The organism is Azospirillum sp. OGB3, assembly GCF_014192915.1.
Taxonomy (GTDB): domain Bacteria; phylum Pseudomonadota; class Alphaproteobacteria; order Azospirillales; family Azospirillaceae; genus Azospirillum.
In genome coordinates this window covers 93,283-110,551 of record NZ_JACHYN010000001.1, presented here as the reverse complement: position 1 = coordinate 110,551, position 17,269 = coordinate 93,283, and the positions used below count along the sequence as shown (strand labels likewise).

Genomic DNA, 17,269 nt, shown 5'->3' with positions numbered 1-17,269 from the left:
GCGCCTTGCGGCGCGTCAAGTCCGCGTACGCAACGGTATCTTACGCCTGTCCGCTGGTGCCGGCCCGTCCGGGGGCGCAAAAAAGGCGGAAATGCGGCAAGCCCGACGAGGTGGTGACATGTCGATGGTCCGGCGCACGAGCGCGGAATTTCTCGGCACCTTCTGGCTGGTGTTCGGCGGCTGCGGCAGCGCCGTGCTGTCCGCCGCCTTTCCGGAGGTCGGGATCGGGCTGACCGGCGTCTCCCTGGCCTTCGGCCTGACCGTGCTGACCATGGCCTATTCGGTCGGCCACATCTCCGGCTGCCACCTGAATCCGGCGGTCACGGTGGGGCTGTGGGCCGGCGGGCGCTTCCCGGCCAAGGACATCCTGCCCTACGTCATCGCGCAGGTGGTCGGCGCCTTCCTGGCGGCGGTGGTGCTGTACGTCATCGCCACCGGCAAGGCCGACTGGTCGCTGGCCGCCAAGGGGCTGGCCGCCAACGGGTACGGAGAGCATTCGCCGGGCGCGTACAACCTCACCTCCGGCCTGCTGATCGAGGTGGTTCTGACCTTCATGTTCCTGATCGTCATCCTGGGCTCCACCGACCGGCGGGCGCCCGCGGGCTTCGCGCCGCTGGCCATCGGGCTGGCGCTGACGCTGATCCACCTCATCAGCATCCCGGTCACCAACACCTCAGTGAATCCGGCGCGCAGCACGGGACCGGCGCTGGTCGTCGGCGGCTGGGCGTTGCAGCAGCTCTGGGCCTTCTGGGTAGCGCCGCTGGTCGGCGGGCTGCTCGGCGGGCTGGCCTACCGCGCACTGGCCGAGGAGATGCCGCCGAAGCCCGCCATCACCGGCGAGGCCCGGCCCTCCGCCTGATCCGTTCCGCCTGACCCTTTCCCTTCGGGTCCCTCCCGACTCAGCGGACCGTGCCCCTCCGGCGCGGTCCGTTTTTTATGGGGTGTGTTCGGCTTCGAGCGAAGGTCACGGCCTTGTCGCGGGAACTTCGAGGGCGTCAACGGTTATTCTGAGCACTCGTTGACGCACAGGGAGTATGTCATGCGGCAGTTCGACCCCGATTCCAATCCGATGACCGACGAGGATTACGGCATCGTCCTCGGCCTGTTCATCGGCATTTACCTGGGGCTGCTGGCCGTCTCGCTGCTGCCCTGACCGGCGCGGGTCTTCTTCCAGTGGTCGGCCATGCGCTCCATGAGCTGACGGTAGCGGCGGTCGGACCGCATCATCCGGCGCACCGCCTTGCCGTTGCGCGGGTCGGCAAGCATCCATTCCTCCGCGGCCATCTGGTGCTCCGGGTGGATGGACAGCATGTAGATCGCCGCCTGCTCCGGCTGCGTCACCGCCTCCTCCTTCAGCCCCTCCAGGATCGCCCCGACATAGAGCGGCAGGACATTGCGGAAGTCCTCCGGCCCGGTGCCGTCCTGGGCTCCAGGTTGGGAGGCGGCGTCGTCTCCGGCGCCCATCAGGGCGCGGCGCTCCTCCGCCGGCAGGGCGAAGAAGGCGTCCAGCCCCAGCAACAGGTCGCAGACCGTCTTCTTGCGGACCATCCAGTTGGCCCCGCCCGACACCCGCCCGGCCAGCGAGTGCAGGAAGGGGCGCAGCTTCTCCGGCGAGGTCTCGAAGACGGAGCGGGCGGGCGTGGCGATGGTGGCCATGGGCGTGGTCCTCTTGTCTCAGCCGGCCAGGGCGGCCAGCGTCTCGCGGTGGGTGCGGGCGTCGCCCGCGGCGACCACGCGCCCGCTGGAGGTGGCGTCGAGCGGCCGTCCGTCCCAATCGGTCATCAGCCCGCCGGCCCCGGTCACCACCGGCACCAGCGCCGCGAAGTCGTAGAGCTTCAACCCCGATTCGACGACGAGGTCGTAATAGCCCGCCGCCAGCAGGCCGTAGCTGTAGCAGTCGCCGCCATAGACCGACACCTTGGCCGTCCCCGCCACCCGGCGGAAGGCGTCCTGGTCTGCACCGGGGAACAGGTCGGGCGAGGTGGTCCCCAGCGTCGCCGCGGCCAGTCCCCCGGCGCAGGTGCGCACGCGGGCCGGCTGGCCGTTGAACAGGGTGGGGCGCCCCTCGACGCCCAGCCAGCGGTCCCGGACGATGGGCTGGTCGATGACGCCGAGCACCGGGCGCCCGCGGTGCAGCAGGGCGATCAGCGTGCCGAAGATCGGGCGGCCGGTGATGAAGGACTTGGTGCCGTCGATGGGGTCGATCACCCAGACCCATTCGGCGTCCAGGTTCTTGGTCCCGAACTCCTCGCCATAGATTCCGTCGTCGGGGCGCTCGGCCTCGATGATGGCGCGGATGGCCCGCTCCGCCTCGCGGTCGGCGATGGTGACGGGGGAGGCGTCGGCCTTGTCGTCCACCGCCACCGGCGTGCGGAAATACTGGCGGATGACCGGGCCGGAGGCGTCGGCCAGACGCTCCGCCAGGGTCACCAGGGGGGTGGGGCAGGGTTCGGTCATGGTCGCTCCGCCGGATCGCGCGTGGTTGGGACGAGGGCGGCATCCTAGTCGGCTGCTCTCCCGGCGCAAACCATCAATGCGGGGGGAGGGCAATGACGGAGGAGGGTTGCGCGGGACGCCGCTTCCCCGTTCCGCGGGCTTGTGGCAGCCTCTTCGCCATGCACGACCGCACCTCCCCACCCGACCGCCCGAACGCCCGCCCGAACGCCTATGCCGGTATCCCGCTCGACCGCGCCGGCGTGCGCCGCAAGGACAAGGACTGGCTGAACGACGCCTGGGCCTCGCCGACCGCGCGCCTGCTGCCCGTGGCGAAATCGCGCAACTTCGTGACCGGCGACGCCGACTCGGCCCACGCGGTCGCCGTCGCCTGCGGCGGCGACTGGGGGGTGGAGCCGGTCTTCCTCGGCCTGCTGGACGGCGTTCCGCACTTCACCGTGGACCTGACCGGTCTGGAGACGCCGGAGGAGCACCCGCTCCTTGCCGGGCTCGGCCGCTTTGAGGATCTGCGCGCCGTCGGTCCGGTGATGGAGGCGACGGAGGCCGGGCTGTGCGCCTACGCCCGCGGCATCACCTGGTGGAACGCCCGGCACCGCTTCTGCGGCGTCTGCGGCTCCGCCGCCGTGGGCGCGGAGGGCGGGCATGTGCGCGTCTGCACCAACCCGGACTGCGCCACCCACCATTTCCCGCGCACTGACCCGGCGGTGATCATGCTGGTCCATGACGGGGCCGGGCGGATGGTGCTGGGCCGCAATTCCCGCTTTCCGCCGGGCATGCATTCGGTGCTGGCCGGCTTCGTCGAGCCGGGCGAAAGCCTGGAGGACAGCGTCAAGCGCGAGGTGCTGGAGGAGGTCGGGCTAGAGGTCACCGACATCCGCTACCACTCGTCCCAGCCCTGGCCGTTCCCGTCCTCGCTGATGCTGGGCTTCAGCGCCCGGGCGGTCACGCTGGACATCCAGACCGACCTGGAGGAGTTGGAGGAGGCCCACTGGTTCGACCGCGACTTCCTGCGGACCTTCACGCCCAGCGAGACGTTCCGCCTCGCCCGCCCCGACAGCATCGCCCGCCGCCTGATCGACGAGTGGATCGCCGAGGGGGAGTGAGCGGAAGAGTGCGCTTGCCCCCTCAGTTATTGCCCCCTCCCTAGCCCTCCCCCGCTGTCGCAGGGGAGGGGACTGGATTTCCCTCTCCTGCGAAGCGGGGGAGGGAAGGGGCCCGCGGCGCAAGCCGTGGGAAGGGTGGGGCAGGCGCGGCCCGCCCCGCCCCTCAATCCTCGCCGATGCGCTGGCTTTCCTGGTAGCGGAAGGGGTTGGCGGGATAGACGCCCAGGATCTTCACCTCGCCGGCGCGGGCGAAGAAGGCCAATTCCTCCAGCGCCAGGCGCAGGGAGCGCTCCTCCGGATGGCCCTCCACGTCGGCGTAGAACTGGGTCTGGGTGAAGTGCCCGCCGACCATGTAGCTTTCCAGCTTCGTCATGTTGATGCCGTTGGTGGCGAATCCGCCCAGCGCCTTGTAGAGGGCCGCCGGCACGCTGCGCACGCGGAAGACGAAGGTGGTGATGATCTTGGCCCCGGTCCCCTCGGCGGGCAGCGGCGGGGTCTTCGGCTCGCGGGACAGGATCAGGAAGCGGGTGGTGTTGTGCTCCGCGTCCTCGATGCCGCCCTTCAGGATGTCCAGACCGTAGATCTCCGCGGCCAGCGAGGAGGCGATGGCCGCGTGCTGCGGGTCGCCCAGCTTGGCGATCTCGGCGGCGGCGCCCGCCGTGTCGGCGTGGGAGATCGCCGTCAGCCCCAGCTCGCGCGTCATGTTGCGGCACTGGGACAGCGCCTGGATGTGGCTGCGCACCGTCTTCAGCCCGGCCAGCGTCGCACCCTTGGGGGCCAGGAGCTGGTGGTTCACCCGCTGGAAATGCTCGCCGATGATGTGCAGGCCGCCCTCGGGCAGCAGATGGTGGTTGTCGGCCACGCGCCCGGCGATGGAGTTCTCCACCGGGATCATGGCGAGCGCCGCGCGCCCCTCGCGCACGGCGGCGAAGGCGTCCTCGAACGTGGCGCAGGGCAGCGTCGTCATCTCCGGGAAGACCGTCCGGCAGGACAGGTCCGAATAGGCGCCGGGCAGGCCCTGGAAGGCGATCACGTTCGAGGTCGTCATCGGGAGGTCTTCTTTTAAAGGGAGGTGCGCTTGGCGAGGATCGCGCGGGCGCGCTCCAGGTCGCCGGGAGTATCGACGCCGAGCGGAACCGCGTCAACGACGGCGGCGTCGATGCGCATCCCGAAGGCCAGCGCGCGGAGCTGCTCCAGCCTCTCCCGCTGCTCCAGCGCCGAGGGCGGCAGGCGGACGTAGCGCTCCAGCGCGGCGCGGCGGTAGGCGTACAGCCCGATGTGGTGGAACAGCGGCCCGTCGCCCCACGGGGCGGTGGCGCGGCTGAAATAGAGGGCGCGGCCCCGCCGGGCGCCGGGCGGCAGCTCCAGGATGGCCTTGACCACGTTGGGGTCGGTGCGCTCCTCCTCCCGCGTGATCTCGACCACCAGGGTGGCGATGTCCACCTGCGGATCGGACAGCGGGGCGAAGGCGGCACGCACCACCGCCGGCTCGATGGTCGGCAGGTCGCCCTGCACGTTCACCACCGCGTCGTACTTCCCCTCCGGGTCGAGCAGGCTGACCGCCTCGAAGATGCGGTCGGAGCCCGAGGGATGGTCAGGCCGGGTCAGCACGGCGGTGCCGCCCGCCGCCTCCACCGCCGCGGCGATCTCCGGCTCGGCGCAGGCGACGACCACGGGGCCGATCTCCGCCTCCATGGCGCGGCGCCACACCTGCACGATCATCGGCGCGCCGCCGATGTCGGCCAGCGGCTTCCCCGGCAGGCGGGTGGAGGCCATGCGGGCGGGAATCACCACGATGGGATTGGACGGTGGCGGGTTCGGCGTCGTCTTGCTGTCTGCGTTCATGTCGGCGTTCATGGTGGAACGGCCCCCTGTCGCGTCGGAAAGGTGGCGCGGGTGAACCATGGATCGCCCTTTGCGTCAAGCGGCGTCACTCCAATATTCAGGTGGCCAACAGTCGGAGAACCGATATTCCTGTGGCAAGGGAGGGGGCCGAAGCGGTGACAAGCCGCTGCGGTCACGCTATCGTGCGGCGGAGAACCAGCCAGCCCTGGCGACGGGCCCGCGGCACGACAAAAAAGGGGAACAAGACGTTATGAGCATGGAGTGGAACAAGATTTTCGGCGCCGTGCTGCTGGCGGGTCTGATCGCCATGCTGGCCGGCTTCGCCGCGGAAGTTCTGGTGCACCCGAAGACGCCTGAGAAGCCCGCCTATGTGGTGGCCATGCCGGAAGGCGCCGCTCCGGCCCCCAGCGGTGGCGCCGCCCCGTCCGGCCCCGCCGAGATCGCCCCGCTGCTCGCCAAGGCCGACGCCGCCGCCGGCCAATCCGCCGCCAAGGCCTGCGCCGCCTGCCACAGCTTCGACAAGGGGGGGGCGAACAAGGTCGGCCCGAACCTGTACGGCATCGTCGGCGCCCCGCACGGCCATCTGGACGGCTTCGCCTATTCCGACGCCATCAAGGGCAAGGCCGGCCCCTGGAACTACGACGAGCTGAACCACTTCCTCTACGACCCGAAGGCCTACGCGCCGGGCACCAAGATGACCTTCGCCGGCGTCAAGAAGGACCAGGACCGGGCGAACATCATCGCCTATCTGCGCTCCCTGTCCGACAACCCGGCGCCGCTGCCGCAGTAACGCGCAGCGGTTCCATCCGGGAAACCGGCGAAAGCCCCGCGGTCCGCCGGACGCGGGGCTTTTTCGTTCCGCCTCAAACGGAAAGCCCGCAGTTTGGCCTTGCATGGGGCGGCGTGATCGCCGATATAAGGCGCGGGAGGCTGGCGGCGGACGAGTCCCTCGCCAACCCGGTCAGGTCCGGAAGGAAGCAGCCGTAACGAGTTTCGGCTCGGGTCGTTCGTCCAGTCTCCCACCCTTCCCCATAAAGTCCTGCAGCGAATTGAAACGGCGACAGCCCCGTGCCGTGACGCTATTCTGCGCTCCGTCGTGAAGCCGATTACCGGGCCAGCCGCGTGACCGATACCACCGTTGCCGATGCATCCTCTTCCGTTTCCGGGACCTCCGGGGGCCTCGCCTACCGGGTTCTGGCGCGGAAATACCGTCCGAAGAGCTTTGCCGAGCTGATCGGGCAGGACGCGCTCGTCCGCACCCTGACCAACGCCATCCATTCGGGCCGCATCGCCCAGGCCTTCATGCTGACTGGCGTGCGCGGCGTGGGCAAGACGACCACCGCCCGCATCATCGCCCGCGCGCTGAACTGCACCGGGCCGGACGGCACCGGCGGGCCGACGGTGACGCCCTGCGGCGTCTGCGACAATTGCTGCGCCATCGCCGAGGACCGCCACGTCGACGTGATGGAAATGGACGCCGCCAGCCACACCGGCGTGGACGACATCCGCGAGATCATCGACGGCGTGCGCTACGCCCCCGTCTCGGCGCGCTACAAGCTCTACATCATCGACGAGGTCCACATGCTCTCCAAGAGCGCGTTCAACGCGCTCCTGAAGACGCTGGAGGAACCGCCGGCCCATGTGAAGTTCGTCTTCGCCACCACCGAGATCCGCAAGGTGCCGGTGACGGTGCTCTCGCGCTGCCAGCGCTTCGACCTGCGGCGCGTCGACGCCCAGGTGCTGAAGGAGCATTTCACCCGGATCACCGGCCTGGAAGGGGCGGAAATCGAGCCGGACGCCGCCGCCCTGATCGCGCGCGCCGCCGACGGGTCGGTGCGCGACGGCCTGTCGCTGCTCGACCAGGCCATCGCGCTGGCCGCCGGCACGGTGACCGCGCAGCAGGTGCGCGACATGCTGGGGCTGGCCGACCGCAGCAAGGTGATCGACCTGTTCGAGGCCGCCGTCTCGGCCAAGCCGGCGGAGGCGATGGACCTGCTGTCCGACCTGCACCGCGTCGGTGCCGATCCGGTGGTGATCCTCCAGGACCTTCTCGACCTCGTGCACAATCTGACGCGGCTGAAGGTCGTGCCGGACAGCGCCAACGACCCCGGCCTGCCGGAGGCGGAGCGCACCCGCGGCGCCGCCTTGTCGGCCAAGCTCGGCATGCCGGCGCTGACCCGCGCGTGGCAGCTCCTGTTGAAGGGGCTGGGCGAGGTGCAGGCGGCCCCGGTGCCGCAGCAGGCGCTGGAGATGGTCATCGTACGGCTGTCCTACGCCGCCGACCTGCCGACACCCGGCGACCTGATCCGCCAGTTCCAGAATGTGCAGAACGGCGGCGGGCAAGGTGGACAAGGCGGTGGCGGTTCCGCCCCGCGCGGTCCCGGCGGCGGGCCGGTGGCGGTGGGCGGCTCCGCCGTGCGCGCCGTCGCCCAGGCCCAGGCCCAGCCGAGCCAGCAGCCGTCTCCCCAGCCCGTGCCGGCCGTTGCCGTGGCGGCCGTCTCCTTGGCAGACGAGGAGCGCGTGGCGATGCCGCGCGACTTCCGCACGCTGGTCCAGGTCTTCGCGGAGAAGCGCGAGGGCGCGCTCTACGGCCACCTGACCGGCAGCGTCCATCTGGTGCGCATGGAGCCGGGGCGGCTGGAACTGCGGCTGACGACCTTGGCCCCGTCGACCCTGCCGAATCGCGTCGGCCAGCTGTTGACGGAATGGACCGGCCAGCGCTGGGTCGTCATCGTGTCGGACGCGCCGGGCGAGCCGACGCTGATCCAGCAGGAGCAGGCCGCCCAGAAGCGCGCGCTGGAGGAGGCGGAGGCGCATCCGGTGGTGCGCGCCGTTCTGGACGCCTTTCCCGGCGCGAAGATCACCGATGTCCGTGACCTCAAGGCGGCGGTCGAGGCCGAGCCCCAGGTTGCGGATGACGGGGAGAATCCCGACCTTATGGTCATGCAGCAGGACGACGGGGTTTATTACCCGCTCGACGATGAAGGAGATTTCTGACCCATGAAGAACCTCGGCCAGATGATGAAGCAGGCCCAGCAGATGCAGGCCAAGATGCAGGAGATGCAGGCCCGCCTGGGCGAGGTCGAGATGACCGGCCAGTCGGGCGCCGGCATGGTCAACGTGACGGTGAACGGCAAGGGCGAGATGAAGAAGATCAAGCTCGACAAGTCGATCGTCGATCCGGAGGACATCGAGGTCCTGGAGGACCTGATCATCGCCGCCTTTAACGACGCCAAGGCCAAGGTGGAGCAGCACGTCGCCAACGAGACCCAGAACCTGATGGGCGGGATGAAGCTGCCGCCGGGCATGAAGCTGCCGTTCTGAGTGTTGAATGGCCGGGCCGTCGCACTTGCGGCCCGGCCGCCCTTTGAAAAACGAAGCCGTACCAGCGAAGCTGTGAATGATCGGTCCTGAAATCGAGCGCCTGATCCAGCTCCTGTCCAAGCTGCCGGGGCTGGGGCCGCGGTCGGCGCGGCGGGCGGCGCTGCACCTGATGAAGCGCCGCGACAGCCTGCTGGTGCCGCTGTCCGAATCCATGGCGCTCGCCGCGGAGGCCATCCGCAACTGCTCGGTCTGCGGCAACCTCGACAGCCGCGATCCCTGCTCCGTCTGTTCCGACCACAGCCGCGACCGCTCGACCATCTGCGTGGTGGAGGATGCCGGCGACCTCTGGGCGCTGGAGCGCACGCGCGCCTTCCGCGGCACCTACCACGTGCTGGGCGGCACGCTGTCGGCCTTGCAGGGGGTGGGGCCGGACGATCTGAACATCCCGTCCCTGGTGGAGCGCGCGAAGGACCCGGCGGTGACCGAGGTCATCCTGGCGCTGAACGCCACGGTGGACGGCCAGACCACCGCCCATGTGGTGACCGACCGCCTGTCCGGCAGCGGGGTGTCGGTGTCCCGTCTGGCCCACGGCGTGCCGGTGGGCGGGGAACTGGACTATCTGGACGACGGGACGCTGACCGCGGCGCTGAAGGCGCGGCGGCCTTTGTGAGGGAAGCATTGCCCCCTCCCTAACCCTCCCCCGCTATCGCAGGGGAGGGGATAAAGCTCCCTCCCCTGCGAAGCGGGGGAGGGAAGGGGCCCACGGCGAAGCCGTGGGAAGGGTGGGGGCCCGTCTCGACCCCAACCCATCACACGACCCTTACTTCTTCTTCAGCGCGGCGACGCCCGGCAGGTCCTTGCCTTCCAGCCACTCCAGGAAGGCGCCGCCGGCGGCGGAGATGTAGGTGAACTTCTCATCCACGCCGGCATGGGCCAGCGCCGACACGGTGTCGCCGCCGCCGGCCACCGACAGCAGGCCGCCTTCCGACGTGCGCTCGGCGACGAGGCCGGCGACGGCGTTGGTGCCGGCGTCGAAGGGCTGGATCTCGAAGGCGCCGAGCGGGCCGTTCCACACCACCGTCTTCGCGCCCTGGAGCTTCAGGCCGAGGAACTCGACCGTCTTCGGGCCGACGTCCAGCGCCATCTCGTCGGCGCCGATGCCGTCCGCCGGAACGGCGCGGTTGGCCGCGCCGGCCTTGAACTCCTTGGCGACGATGAAGTCCTTCGGCAGCAGCAGCTCGCAGTTGGCGGCCTTGGCGGTCTCCATGATGGCGCGGGCCTGATCGGCCATGTCCTTCTCGCAGAGCGAGGCCCCGACATCCACGCCCTGGGCGTAGAGGAAGGTGTTCGCCATGCCGCCGCCCAGCGCCAGCATGTCGACCTTCTTCACGAGGTTGCCGAGCAGGTCCAGCTTGGTGGAGATCTTGGCGCCGCCGACGACGGCGGCCACCGGGCGCTCCGGCTTCTCCAGCGCCTTGGTCAGCGCCTCCAGCTCGGCCTGCATCAGGCGGCCCGCGGCGGCCGGCAGATGCTGGGCGACGCCCTCGGTCGAGGCGTGGGCGCGGTGCGCGGCGGAGAAGGCGTCGTTGACGTAGAGGTCGCCCAGAGCGGCGATCCGCTTGGCGAAGGCGGGGTCGTTCTTTTCCTCTTCCGCGTGGAAGCGGGTGTTCTCCAGCAGCACGATGGCGCCCGGCTGGACGCCGTCGATGGCGGCCTTGGCCTTGTCGCCGATGCAATCCTCGCCGAAGGCGACGGGCTGGCCGACGGCGGCGCTCAGCGCCTCCAGCACGTTGCGCAGCGAGTTCTTGGCGTCCGGGCCGTTCTTCGGACGGCCGAAGTGCGACAGAACCACGACCTTCGCACCCTTTTTCGCCAGCTCGGTCAGAGTCGGCGCCAGACGGTCGATGCGGGTCGTGTCGGAGACCTTGCCGTCCTGCATCGGGACGTTGAGGTCGGCACGCACCAGCACCGTCTTGCCGTTCACGTCGAGATCGTCGATGGTGTTGAACTCGGTCATGGCTGCTGTCCCTACGGGTTGAACTTTTGCCGGGCAATCCAGCACAGGGGCGGCCGCTTTGCAACGGCCCGCGTGGGCGACCGGTTGCCCCATGCGGCGAAAAGACGGGGCTCTGGGCGGGCGGGGCCGCCGATCCCATTTCTATTCCCATGAACAGGATCACCCCGCCGTCCTCCGCCCGGCCGGTACCCCGGCTGGCCCCCCGGCTGGCTTACGCGGCCAGCCAGTCCGCCCGCGTCGCTTGGTTCCTCGGCCAGTACATGATGGCCGCGCGGATCGGCCGACGGATCACCGGACCGCCGCGGACCACCCCGCCCGGCGGGCGTCCGGTGCCCGGCACCCGCGCGATTCTGGAAGAGCTGCGCGCCCTGCTGGCCCGCGACCTCGCCAACATCGAGGCGGGCTACTACCGCCTGCCGCACGATCTGCTGCCCGACCCGCGCCGGCTGCTGGCCGACGCCGCCGCCTTCTTCCGCGACGTGCCGGAGGTGTCACGGCGGCGCCGCGACCACGCGGCGGTGGAGGTGCGCGCCGCGCCGCCGCCCGGCAGCGCGGGGCTGCCCGCCTACTACCGCCAGAACTTCCATTACCAGACCGGCGGCTACCTGACGGAGGAGAGCGCCCGCCTCTACGACCATCAGGTGGAGGTGCTGTTCGGCGGCGGTGCCGACGCCATGCGCCGCCAAGTCCTGGTGCCGATCTTCGACCATCTGAGAACGCGCCGCAGCACGGATTGCCGCCTGCTCGACGTGGCCGCCGGGACGGGGCGCTTCCTGACCTTCGTGAAGGACAACCACCCGCGCCTGCCGGTGACCGCGCTCGATCTCTCCCCGGCCTATCTGCGCGAGGCGCGGCGCAACCTCGCCCCCTGGGCGCGCAGCAGCGCGCTGGTCCAGGCGGCGGCCGAGGCGATCCCGCTGGCCAGCGGGTCGCAGGACATCGTGACCTGCATCTACCTGTTCCACGAGCTGCCGCCGAAAATCCGCGCCCAGGCCGCCGCCGAGATGGCCCGCGTGCTGAAGCCCGGCGGCATCCTGGTCTTCATGGACAGCGTGCAGTACGGCGACAACCCGATGATGGACGGGCTGATCGACCGCTTCCCGCAGTCCTTCCACGAGCCCTTCTACGCCCATTACGCCCGCGACGACCTGCCCGCCCTGTTCGCCGCCGGTGGGTTGCGCCTGCGCGAGACGTCGCTCGCCTACATGTCCAAGCTCTTGGTGTTGGAAAAGGCGGACCGCTGATTGCGGGGACTGCAACAAAAGCGTCATGGTTCTGTAACTTGACCGTGGCTGGGGCCTGTGCAAAACGGGGACCCACCGGAAACGACGGGGCACGAATGGTGGTCGAAGCGGAGTCCAACCGGGAAACCGAGCTGAAGCTGGCCGTCAGGGCCGAAGACATGGCGAAGCTCCGGTCCTGCCCGGCGGTTGCATCCCGCGCCAAGGGAAAAGCCGGCACCAAGACCCTGGAAAGCACCTATTACGACACCGCCGACCGGCGTCTGGCCGGGCGGCTGGTGACGTTGCGCGTGCGCAAGGTCGGCAACCAGCATCTCCAGACCGTGAAGGGCGCGCCGGAGCGCGGCGAGCTCGGCCGGGCGGAGTGGGAGCATCCGGTCGCCGGACCGGCCCCCGACCTGTCGGCCATCGAATCGCCGGAGGCGTTGGACCTGTTGGGCTCGGTCGGTGCGGCGGAGCTGCAGCCGCTCTTCACCACGCTCATCCAGCGCACCGTGCGGGTGGTGACGATGGGCGAGGGCGAAACCGCCAGCCGCATCGAGGTCGCCTTCGACAGCGGCGAGATCCGCAGCCCGGACGGCGCCTCCATCCCCGTGTCGGAGGTGGAACTGGAGCTTCTCGAAGGCTCCGCCGCCGCCCTCTACGAGCTGGCGCTGGAACTGGCCCAGGCCGCCCCGCTGCGGCTCGACCCGCGCACCAAGGCGGAGCGCGGCTACGCCCTGGCCGACGGGACGGTGGACAAGGTGGTCAAGGCGGGCAAGCTGGAGCTGGACCGCGACACCACGGTGGAAGGCGCGCTGGCCCGCATCCTGCGCTCCTGCATCGGCCATATGCTGGCGAACGAGGCGGTCACCCTGGTCGGCGAGGACGCGGAAGGCGTCCACCAGATGCGCGTGGCGCTGCGCCGCCTGCGCTCGGCGCTCGCCCTGTTCAAGCACTTCATCCCCGCCGAGTCCTACGCTTGGCTGGTCGGCGAGGTGAAGTGGCTGGGCGGCAGCCTCGGCCCGGCGCGCGACTGGGACGTCTTCCTGGCCGAGCTGCTGGAGCCGGTGAAGGACTCCTTCCATCGCGCCGACGGCCACGGCAAGCCGCTCCAGGACGACATTGATGCGCTCGCCGCCGCGGCGCGCGCCCGGCGCGACCGCGCCTACGAAGGGGTGCGCGCGGCCATCCGGTCGGAGCGCTACACCAGCTTCCTGCTGAAGTTCGGCGCCTGGGTCGAGTCGCGGGGCTGGCGCGACCAGCCGGTCAGCGAGCATTCCGCCCGCCTGTTCGACCCGGTGGAGGATCTGGCCGACCATCTGCTGTCGCGCCGCGCCAAGAAGGCCCGCCGCGCCGGCCACGGCTTCGCGAGCCTGTCGGTGACCGAGCGGCACGAGCTGCGCATCGCCCTGAAGAAGCTGCGCTACGCGGCGGAGTTCTTCCGCAGCCTCTACGACGACAAGCCGGCCCGCCGCTACATCCAGGACCTGTCGGCCTTCCAGGACGCGTTGGGCCATCTGAACGACGTGGCGACGGCGACGCGCCTGCTGCACGAGTTGCACGACGACGGCAGCCGTCCCGACCCGGGCGAACCGCGCGCCGCCGGCATCGTCATCGGCTGGCACGCCCGCGGCGTGGCGGAGTCCGAACCGGCGCTGCGCGACCTGTGGAAGGAATTCGCCGACGCGAAAGCCTTCTGGTCAAAGCCCGACCGGGAGGGGTAATCTTCCCGCCCATGCGGACCATCCTCGTCGCCAACATCAAGGGCGGTTGCGGTAAGACCACGATCGCCACCCACCTCGCCGCGGCCAGCGCCGCCGCCGGCCACAGCACCGCGCTGGCCGACGTGGACCGCCAGCGCTCCTCGCTGGGCTGGCTGGCCCGACGCCCGGCCACGGCCGCCGCCCTGGTCGGCCTGGACTGGGCGAAGGATCTGTCCGACGCGCCGAAGGGCATCCAGCGCCTCGTCATCGACGCGCCGGCCGCGCTGAAGACCAAGCAGATCGAGGATCTGGTGCGGATGGCCGACGTCGTCGTGCTGCCGGTGCTGCCCAGCGCCTTCGACGAGCAGGCGACTCAGCGCTTCCTCGGCAAGCTGGAGGAGCTGAAGTCGATCGCCAAGAACCGCAAGTCGGTGGCGGTGGTCGGCAACCGCCTGCGCCCCCGCACCAAGGCGGCGGACCGGCTGGACCAGTTCCTCGGCGGGGTCGGGCACAGCGTGGTGACGCGCCTGCGCGACAGCCAGATCTACGCCGACGCCGCGGCCTCTGGCCTCAGCCTGTTCGACCTGACCGGCAAGCGCGCCGCCGAGCACCGCGCCGACTGGGAACCGCTCCTGGCCTACATCGAGAAGGTGTAAGTCACCCCCGCGCGACCGGGATGGCGACGGCGAAGCGGGTTCCCGGATCGAGGCGTTCGGCGTCCACCGTGGCGTTGATCTGCCGGACGGTGTTGACCAGCAACCGCATGCCGAGGCTCTTGGTCGGTGCCGACAGGTCGAACCCGGCGGAAAGCCCGACGCCCTGGTCCATCACCTCCAGGATCATCGCGTCCTCGCCATCCCGGCGCAGGGTCACCCGGATCGGCCCCCCGCGGTCGCCGGGATAGGCGTATTTCAGGGCGTTGGTGACCAACTCGTTGACCACCAGCCCGATGGGGACGGCCTGATCGGTCGGCACGATCACCCGGTCGCCGGTGAAGCTCAACTCGTGGCCCGGCGCGGTTTCCTGGAGCTTCCGGCAGAGGCCGTGCAGGAAGCCGGACATGTCGATGAAGCTCGCGTCGTACTGCCGCCACAGATGGTCGTGCACCCCGGCGATGGTCAGGACGCGGCTGTAGGCGTCCATCAGGACGGCACGGGCGTCGTCGTTGTCCGACGCGCGGGCCTGGAGCGAGAGTTGCGCCGCCACCAGCGCCAGACTGTTCTTCACCCGGTGGCTGACCTCCTGGGTCAGCAATCGCTGGCGCTCCTGCGCCTCGCGCTGCTCGTTGATGTCGGTGCTGGTGCCGAACCAGCGGGTGATGGTGCCGGCGGTCTCGTCGCGGATGGGCACGGCACGGAACAGGTGCCAGCGGTACACGCCGTCGCGGCGGCGCAGCGGTGCCGTGTACTCCCAAGGCTGGCCCTCCGCCCGGGCGGCGGTGACGGCTTCCAGCATCGGGTCGGCGTGGTCGGGATGGATGACCGTCCACCAGCCGTCGTTCTGCATCTGCTCCATTGAGGTGCCGGTGAAGTCGAACCAGCGCTGGTTGTACCAGATGCTGTAGTCGGCGGGGTCGCGCATCCAGGCGAGCTGCGGGATGGCGTTGGCCATGGTGCGGAAGTTGGTCTCGCTCTCGCGCAGGGCGGCCTCGGCGCGGACGCGGTTGTCGATGTCGGTCGCGGCGCCGATCCAGGCGATCAGACGTCCGTGCAGGTGGACGGGGGAAACCCGCCCGATGTGCCAGCGGTGCAGCCCGTCGCTCTGCCGCCGCAGCCGCACCTGGACGTCGTAGGGCTGGCCCAAAGGAACTGCCCGGTGGCGCACCTCATCCAGGCGTGGGCGGTCGGCGGGATGGACGGCCTCCCGCCAGTTCAGCATCCCCTCGGCGCCGCTCTGTCCGGTGTAGTCGCGCCATTCACGGTTGAAGAACTCGACCGTCCCGTCGGTGCGGGCGATCCACATCTTGCGCGGGGCGCTTTCGATGAAGACGCGCAGTCGCTCCTCGCTCTCGTCGCGCCACGCTTCCGGCTGTTCCTGTGTGCCCATGAACCGGAAGCCCCGATGGTTGCGCCACGATCACGCAATCATCTGGACCGTGGGGCGGGGTGGTCAAGCGCGCGGGCGGCGGTTGGCGCCGTTACACTCTGTAACGTTCGGCGGCAGTGCGGGACATCAAGCGGTTACAATCCGGCCCCACTTTGGCCGCATTCCGTTCAACCCGCCCGTTCAACCCGCGAGCCATTCCCACCCATGCCCTCCATCTCCTCCACCATCACCCGGCAGATCGTCACGCCGGTGACCATCGTCCTGTTCGTCGTCTCCACGGTGACGGGAATCATGCTGCTGCTGCACTGGAACGGCAATCTGGTGCGCTTCTCCCACGAATGGCTGAGCGTCGGCTTCTCGGCCATCGGTCTATGGCATCTGGCGCGCAACTGGGCCGCCTTCCTTCAGTACTTCAAGCGCAACGTCGCCCTGTCGGCCTTCGTGGTCAGCGTCGCCGGCTCGCTGGTCTTCACCGCGATGACCGGGACCCCGGCCACCACCGGCGGACCCGGCGCAATGATGCGGGCGGTGGCGAACGCCCCGCTGGCGACGGTGGCGCCGGTCTTCGGACTGGACGCCGACAAGGCCATCCAGGCGCTCAAGGCCGCCAACATCGAGGCGCAGCCCGGCGAGTCGCTGTCGGCCATCGGCACCCGCGCCGGGATGAACGCGGTGGGTGTCGCGAACATCCTCACCGCCGCGAAACAGCCCAGGCCAGCTTCAAATGGGCCGGCGTCGTAACGTCCTGGAAGCGACCGCCTACACCCGCGCCACGAGGAACAGCCGCTTGAAGGGAAACAGCGTGCGGCCGTCGGGGCGCCGGGGATAGGCGGCGTCGAGCCGGGCGCGGTAGGCCGCCAGGAAGGCGTCCAGCTCCGCGCCCTTCAGCGTGTCGAGGACCGGCAGCAGCGTTGTGCCGCGCGTCCATTCCAGGATCGGATCGTCGCCCTCCAGAACCTGGAGATACTCGGTCTCCCAGAGGTCCAGGCGCCGGGCGAGCGGGGCGAGCCAGCCGTAATAGATCTCGGGCGCGTGCACCGGGGCGGTGCGCAGCACCGGCGCCAGCCGCTCGGCCCAGGGGCCGTCCGCCGCCGTCTCGTAGAGCAGGCGGTGCGAGGGCGCGTCGAAGTTGCGGGGCATCTGCACGGCCAGCACCCCACCGGGGGCCAGCGCCCGCAGCAGGTCGGGGAACAGCCGCCCGTGCCCGTCCAGCCAGTGCAGGGCGGCGTTGGAGATCAGCAGATCGACCGGTCGGTCGGGGCGCCAGACCCCAAGGTCGGCCTGGAGCCAGCGCACGCGGGACGGCGTGGCCTGGGCGCGTTCCAGCATGGCGGGGGAACTGTCCACCCCCAGCACATCGGCCTCCGGCCAGCGTCCGGCCAGAAGCCGGGCGAGCTGCCCGGCGCCGCAGCCGAGATCGACCACCGTCCGCGGGGTCAGGGAGGGCAGGGCCGCCACGAGGTCGTGGGCCGGGCGGCGGCGCCAGGACTCGAACCGTGCGTATTGTTCGGGGTCCCACGGCATGCCCGGCCTCCACCGGTTGAAGGGGTTTGG

The 17,269-nt window shown here is 70.2% G+C and carries 17 protein-coding genes and 1 other RNA gene; 11 read left to right on the top strand and 7 right to left on the bottom strand.

The window, feature by feature from the left end:
* Window positions 1-118: 118 nt before the first annotated feature.
* On the top strand, window positions 119-859 hold the full coding sequence (aqpZ, locus tag FHW79_RS00545; protein ID WP_183177200.1) for an aquaporin Z: 741 nt from the start codon (window positions 119-121) through the stop codon (window positions 857-859).
* Between the two features lie 257 nt (window positions 860-1,116).
* Here aqpZ and FHW79_RS00540 read toward each other — a convergent pair whose 3' ends face one another.
* Both FHW79_RS00540 and hisN read right to left on the bottom strand, forming a co-directional pair.
* Complete coding sequence (locus FHW79_RS00540) at window positions 1,117-1,656, bottom strand: hypothetical protein (protein WP_183177199.1); 540 nt, start codon at window positions 1,654-1,656, stop codon at window positions 1,117-1,119.
* A gap of 18 nt (window positions 1,657-1,674) precedes the next feature.
* Entirely contained in the window at window positions 1,675-2,457 is a 783-nt protein-coding gene (gene hisN, locus FHW79_RS00535; RefSeq protein ID WP_183177198.1) for a histidinol-phosphatase, read from the bottom strand.
* Between the two features lie 158 nt (window positions 2,458-2,615).
* On the opposite strand from hisN, the gene nudC reads away from it, so the two are divergent.
* Window positions 2,616-3,557: an NAD(+) diphosphatase gene (gene nudC, locus FHW79_RS00530; protein WP_183177197.1), complete on the top strand. Its 942-nt coding sequence runs from the start codon at window positions 2,616-2,618 to the stop codon at window positions 3,555-3,557.
* 163 nt (window positions 3,558-3,720) lie between these two features.
* Here nudC and FHW79_RS00525 read toward each other — a convergent pair whose 3' ends face one another.
* Together FHW79_RS00525 and FHW79_RS00520 are read right to left on the bottom strand one after the other, a co-directional pair.
* Window positions 3,721-4,605 (bottom strand): prephenate dehydratase, encoded by an 885-nt coding sequence (locus tag FHW79_RS00525; protein WP_183177196.1) that lies wholly within the window; start codon window positions 4,603-4,605, stop codon window positions 3,721-3,723.
* A gap of 14 nt (window positions 4,606-4,619) precedes the next feature.
* Window positions 4,620-5,402, bottom strand: coding sequence for a 3-deoxy-manno-octulosonate cytidylyltransferase (locus FHW79_RS00520; protein WP_183177195.1), 783 nt, complete (start codon window positions 5,400-5,402; stop codon window positions 4,620-4,622).
* A gap of 250 nt (window positions 5,403-5,652) precedes the next feature.
* On the opposite strand from FHW79_RS00520, the gene FHW79_RS00515 reads away from it, so the two are divergent.
* The 5 genes from FHW79_RS00515 (at window position 5,653) to recR (ending at window position 9,396) form a co-directional block, all read left to right on the top strand.
* Window positions 5,653-6,192: a cytochrome c family protein gene (locus FHW79_RS00515; RefSeq protein WP_183177194.1), complete on the top strand. Its 540-nt coding sequence runs from the start codon at window positions 5,653-5,655 to the stop codon at window positions 6,190-6,192.
* Window positions 6,193-6,327: 135 nt separating this feature from the next.
* Window positions 6,328-6,425, top strand: an RNA gene (gene ffs / locus FHW79_RS00510) — signal recognition particle sRNA small type.
* Between the two features lie 99 nt (window positions 6,426-6,524).
* Window positions 6,525-8,399 (top strand): DNA polymerase III subunit gamma/tau, encoded by a 1,875-nt coding sequence (locus FHW79_RS00505; RefSeq protein WP_183177193.1) that lies wholly within the window; start codon window positions 6,525-6,527, stop codon window positions 8,397-8,399.
* A 3-nt stretch (window positions 8,400-8,402) separates the two neighbouring features.
* A complete protein-coding gene (locus FHW79_RS00500; RefSeq protein ID WP_014239409.1) occupies window positions 8,403-8,726 on the top strand; it encodes a YbaB/EbfC family nucleoid-associated protein in 324 nt (107 codons plus the stop codon).
* Between the two features lie 76 nt (window positions 8,727-8,802).
* The gene (gene recR / locus FHW79_RS00495; RefSeq protein ID WP_094301833.1) at window positions 8,803-9,396 is read left to right on the top strand and encodes a recombination mediator RecR; all 594 of its coding nucleotides are present in this window, start codon (window positions 8,803-8,805) and stop codon (window positions 9,394-9,396) included.
* A gap of 150 nt (window positions 9,397-9,546) precedes the next feature.
* Here the strand turns inward: recR and FHW79_RS00490 are convergent, their stop codons facing one another.
* Window positions 9,547-10,743, bottom strand: a complete 1,197-nt coding sequence (locus FHW79_RS00490) for a phosphoglycerate kinase (RefSeq protein ID WP_183177192.1) — start codon at window positions 10,741-10,743, stop codon at window positions 9,547-9,549.
* 149 nt (window positions 10,744-10,892) lie between these two features.
* Here FHW79_RS00490 and FHW79_RS00485 point away from each other — a divergent pair, with 149 nt between their 5' ends.
* From FHW79_RS00485 to FHW79_RS00475, 3 genes are all read left to right on the top strand, one after another.
* Window positions 10,893-11,987, top strand: coding sequence for a class I SAM-dependent methyltransferase (locus FHW79_RS00485; protein WP_183177191.1), 1,095 nt, complete (start codon window positions 10,893-10,895; stop codon window positions 11,985-11,987).
* Window positions 11,988-12,082: 95 nt separating this feature from the next.
* Window positions 12,083-13,690 carry a CYTH and CHAD domain-containing protein gene (locus tag FHW79_RS00480; protein ID WP_183177190.1) on the top strand — a complete coding sequence of 536 codons (1,608 nt, stop codon included), beginning with the start codon at window positions 12,083-12,085 and terminating at the stop codon, window positions 13,688-13,690.
* 11 nt (window positions 13,691-13,701) lie between these two features.
* Window positions 13,702-14,325, top strand: coding sequence for a ParA family protein (locus FHW79_RS00475; protein WP_145674709.1), 624 nt, complete (start codon window positions 13,702-13,704; stop codon window positions 14,323-14,325).
* 1 nt (window position 14,326) lies between these two features.
* Here FHW79_RS00475 and FHW79_RS00470 read toward each other — a convergent pair whose 3' ends face one another.
* A complete protein-coding gene (locus FHW79_RS00470) occupies window positions 14,327-15,715 on the bottom strand; it encodes a PAS domain S-box protein (protein WP_183177189.1) in 1,389 nt (462 codons plus the stop codon).
* A 204-nt stretch (window positions 15,716-15,919) separates the two neighbouring features.
* Here FHW79_RS00470 and FHW79_RS00465 point away from each other — a divergent pair, with 204 nt between their 5' ends.
* Window positions 15,920-16,456, top strand: coding sequence for a DUF4405 domain-containing protein (locus FHW79_RS00465; RefSeq protein ID WP_183177188.1), 537 nt, complete (start codon window positions 15,920-15,922; stop codon window positions 16,454-16,456).
* 18 nt (window positions 16,457-16,474) lie between these two features.
* Here the strand turns inward: FHW79_RS00465 and FHW79_RS00460 are convergent, their stop codons facing one another.
* Window positions 16,475-17,239, bottom strand: coding sequence for a methyltransferase domain-containing protein (locus FHW79_RS00460; RefSeq protein ID WP_183177187.1), 765 nt, complete (start codon window positions 17,237-17,239; stop codon window positions 16,475-16,477).
* Window positions 17,240-17,269: the final 30 nt, after the last annotated feature.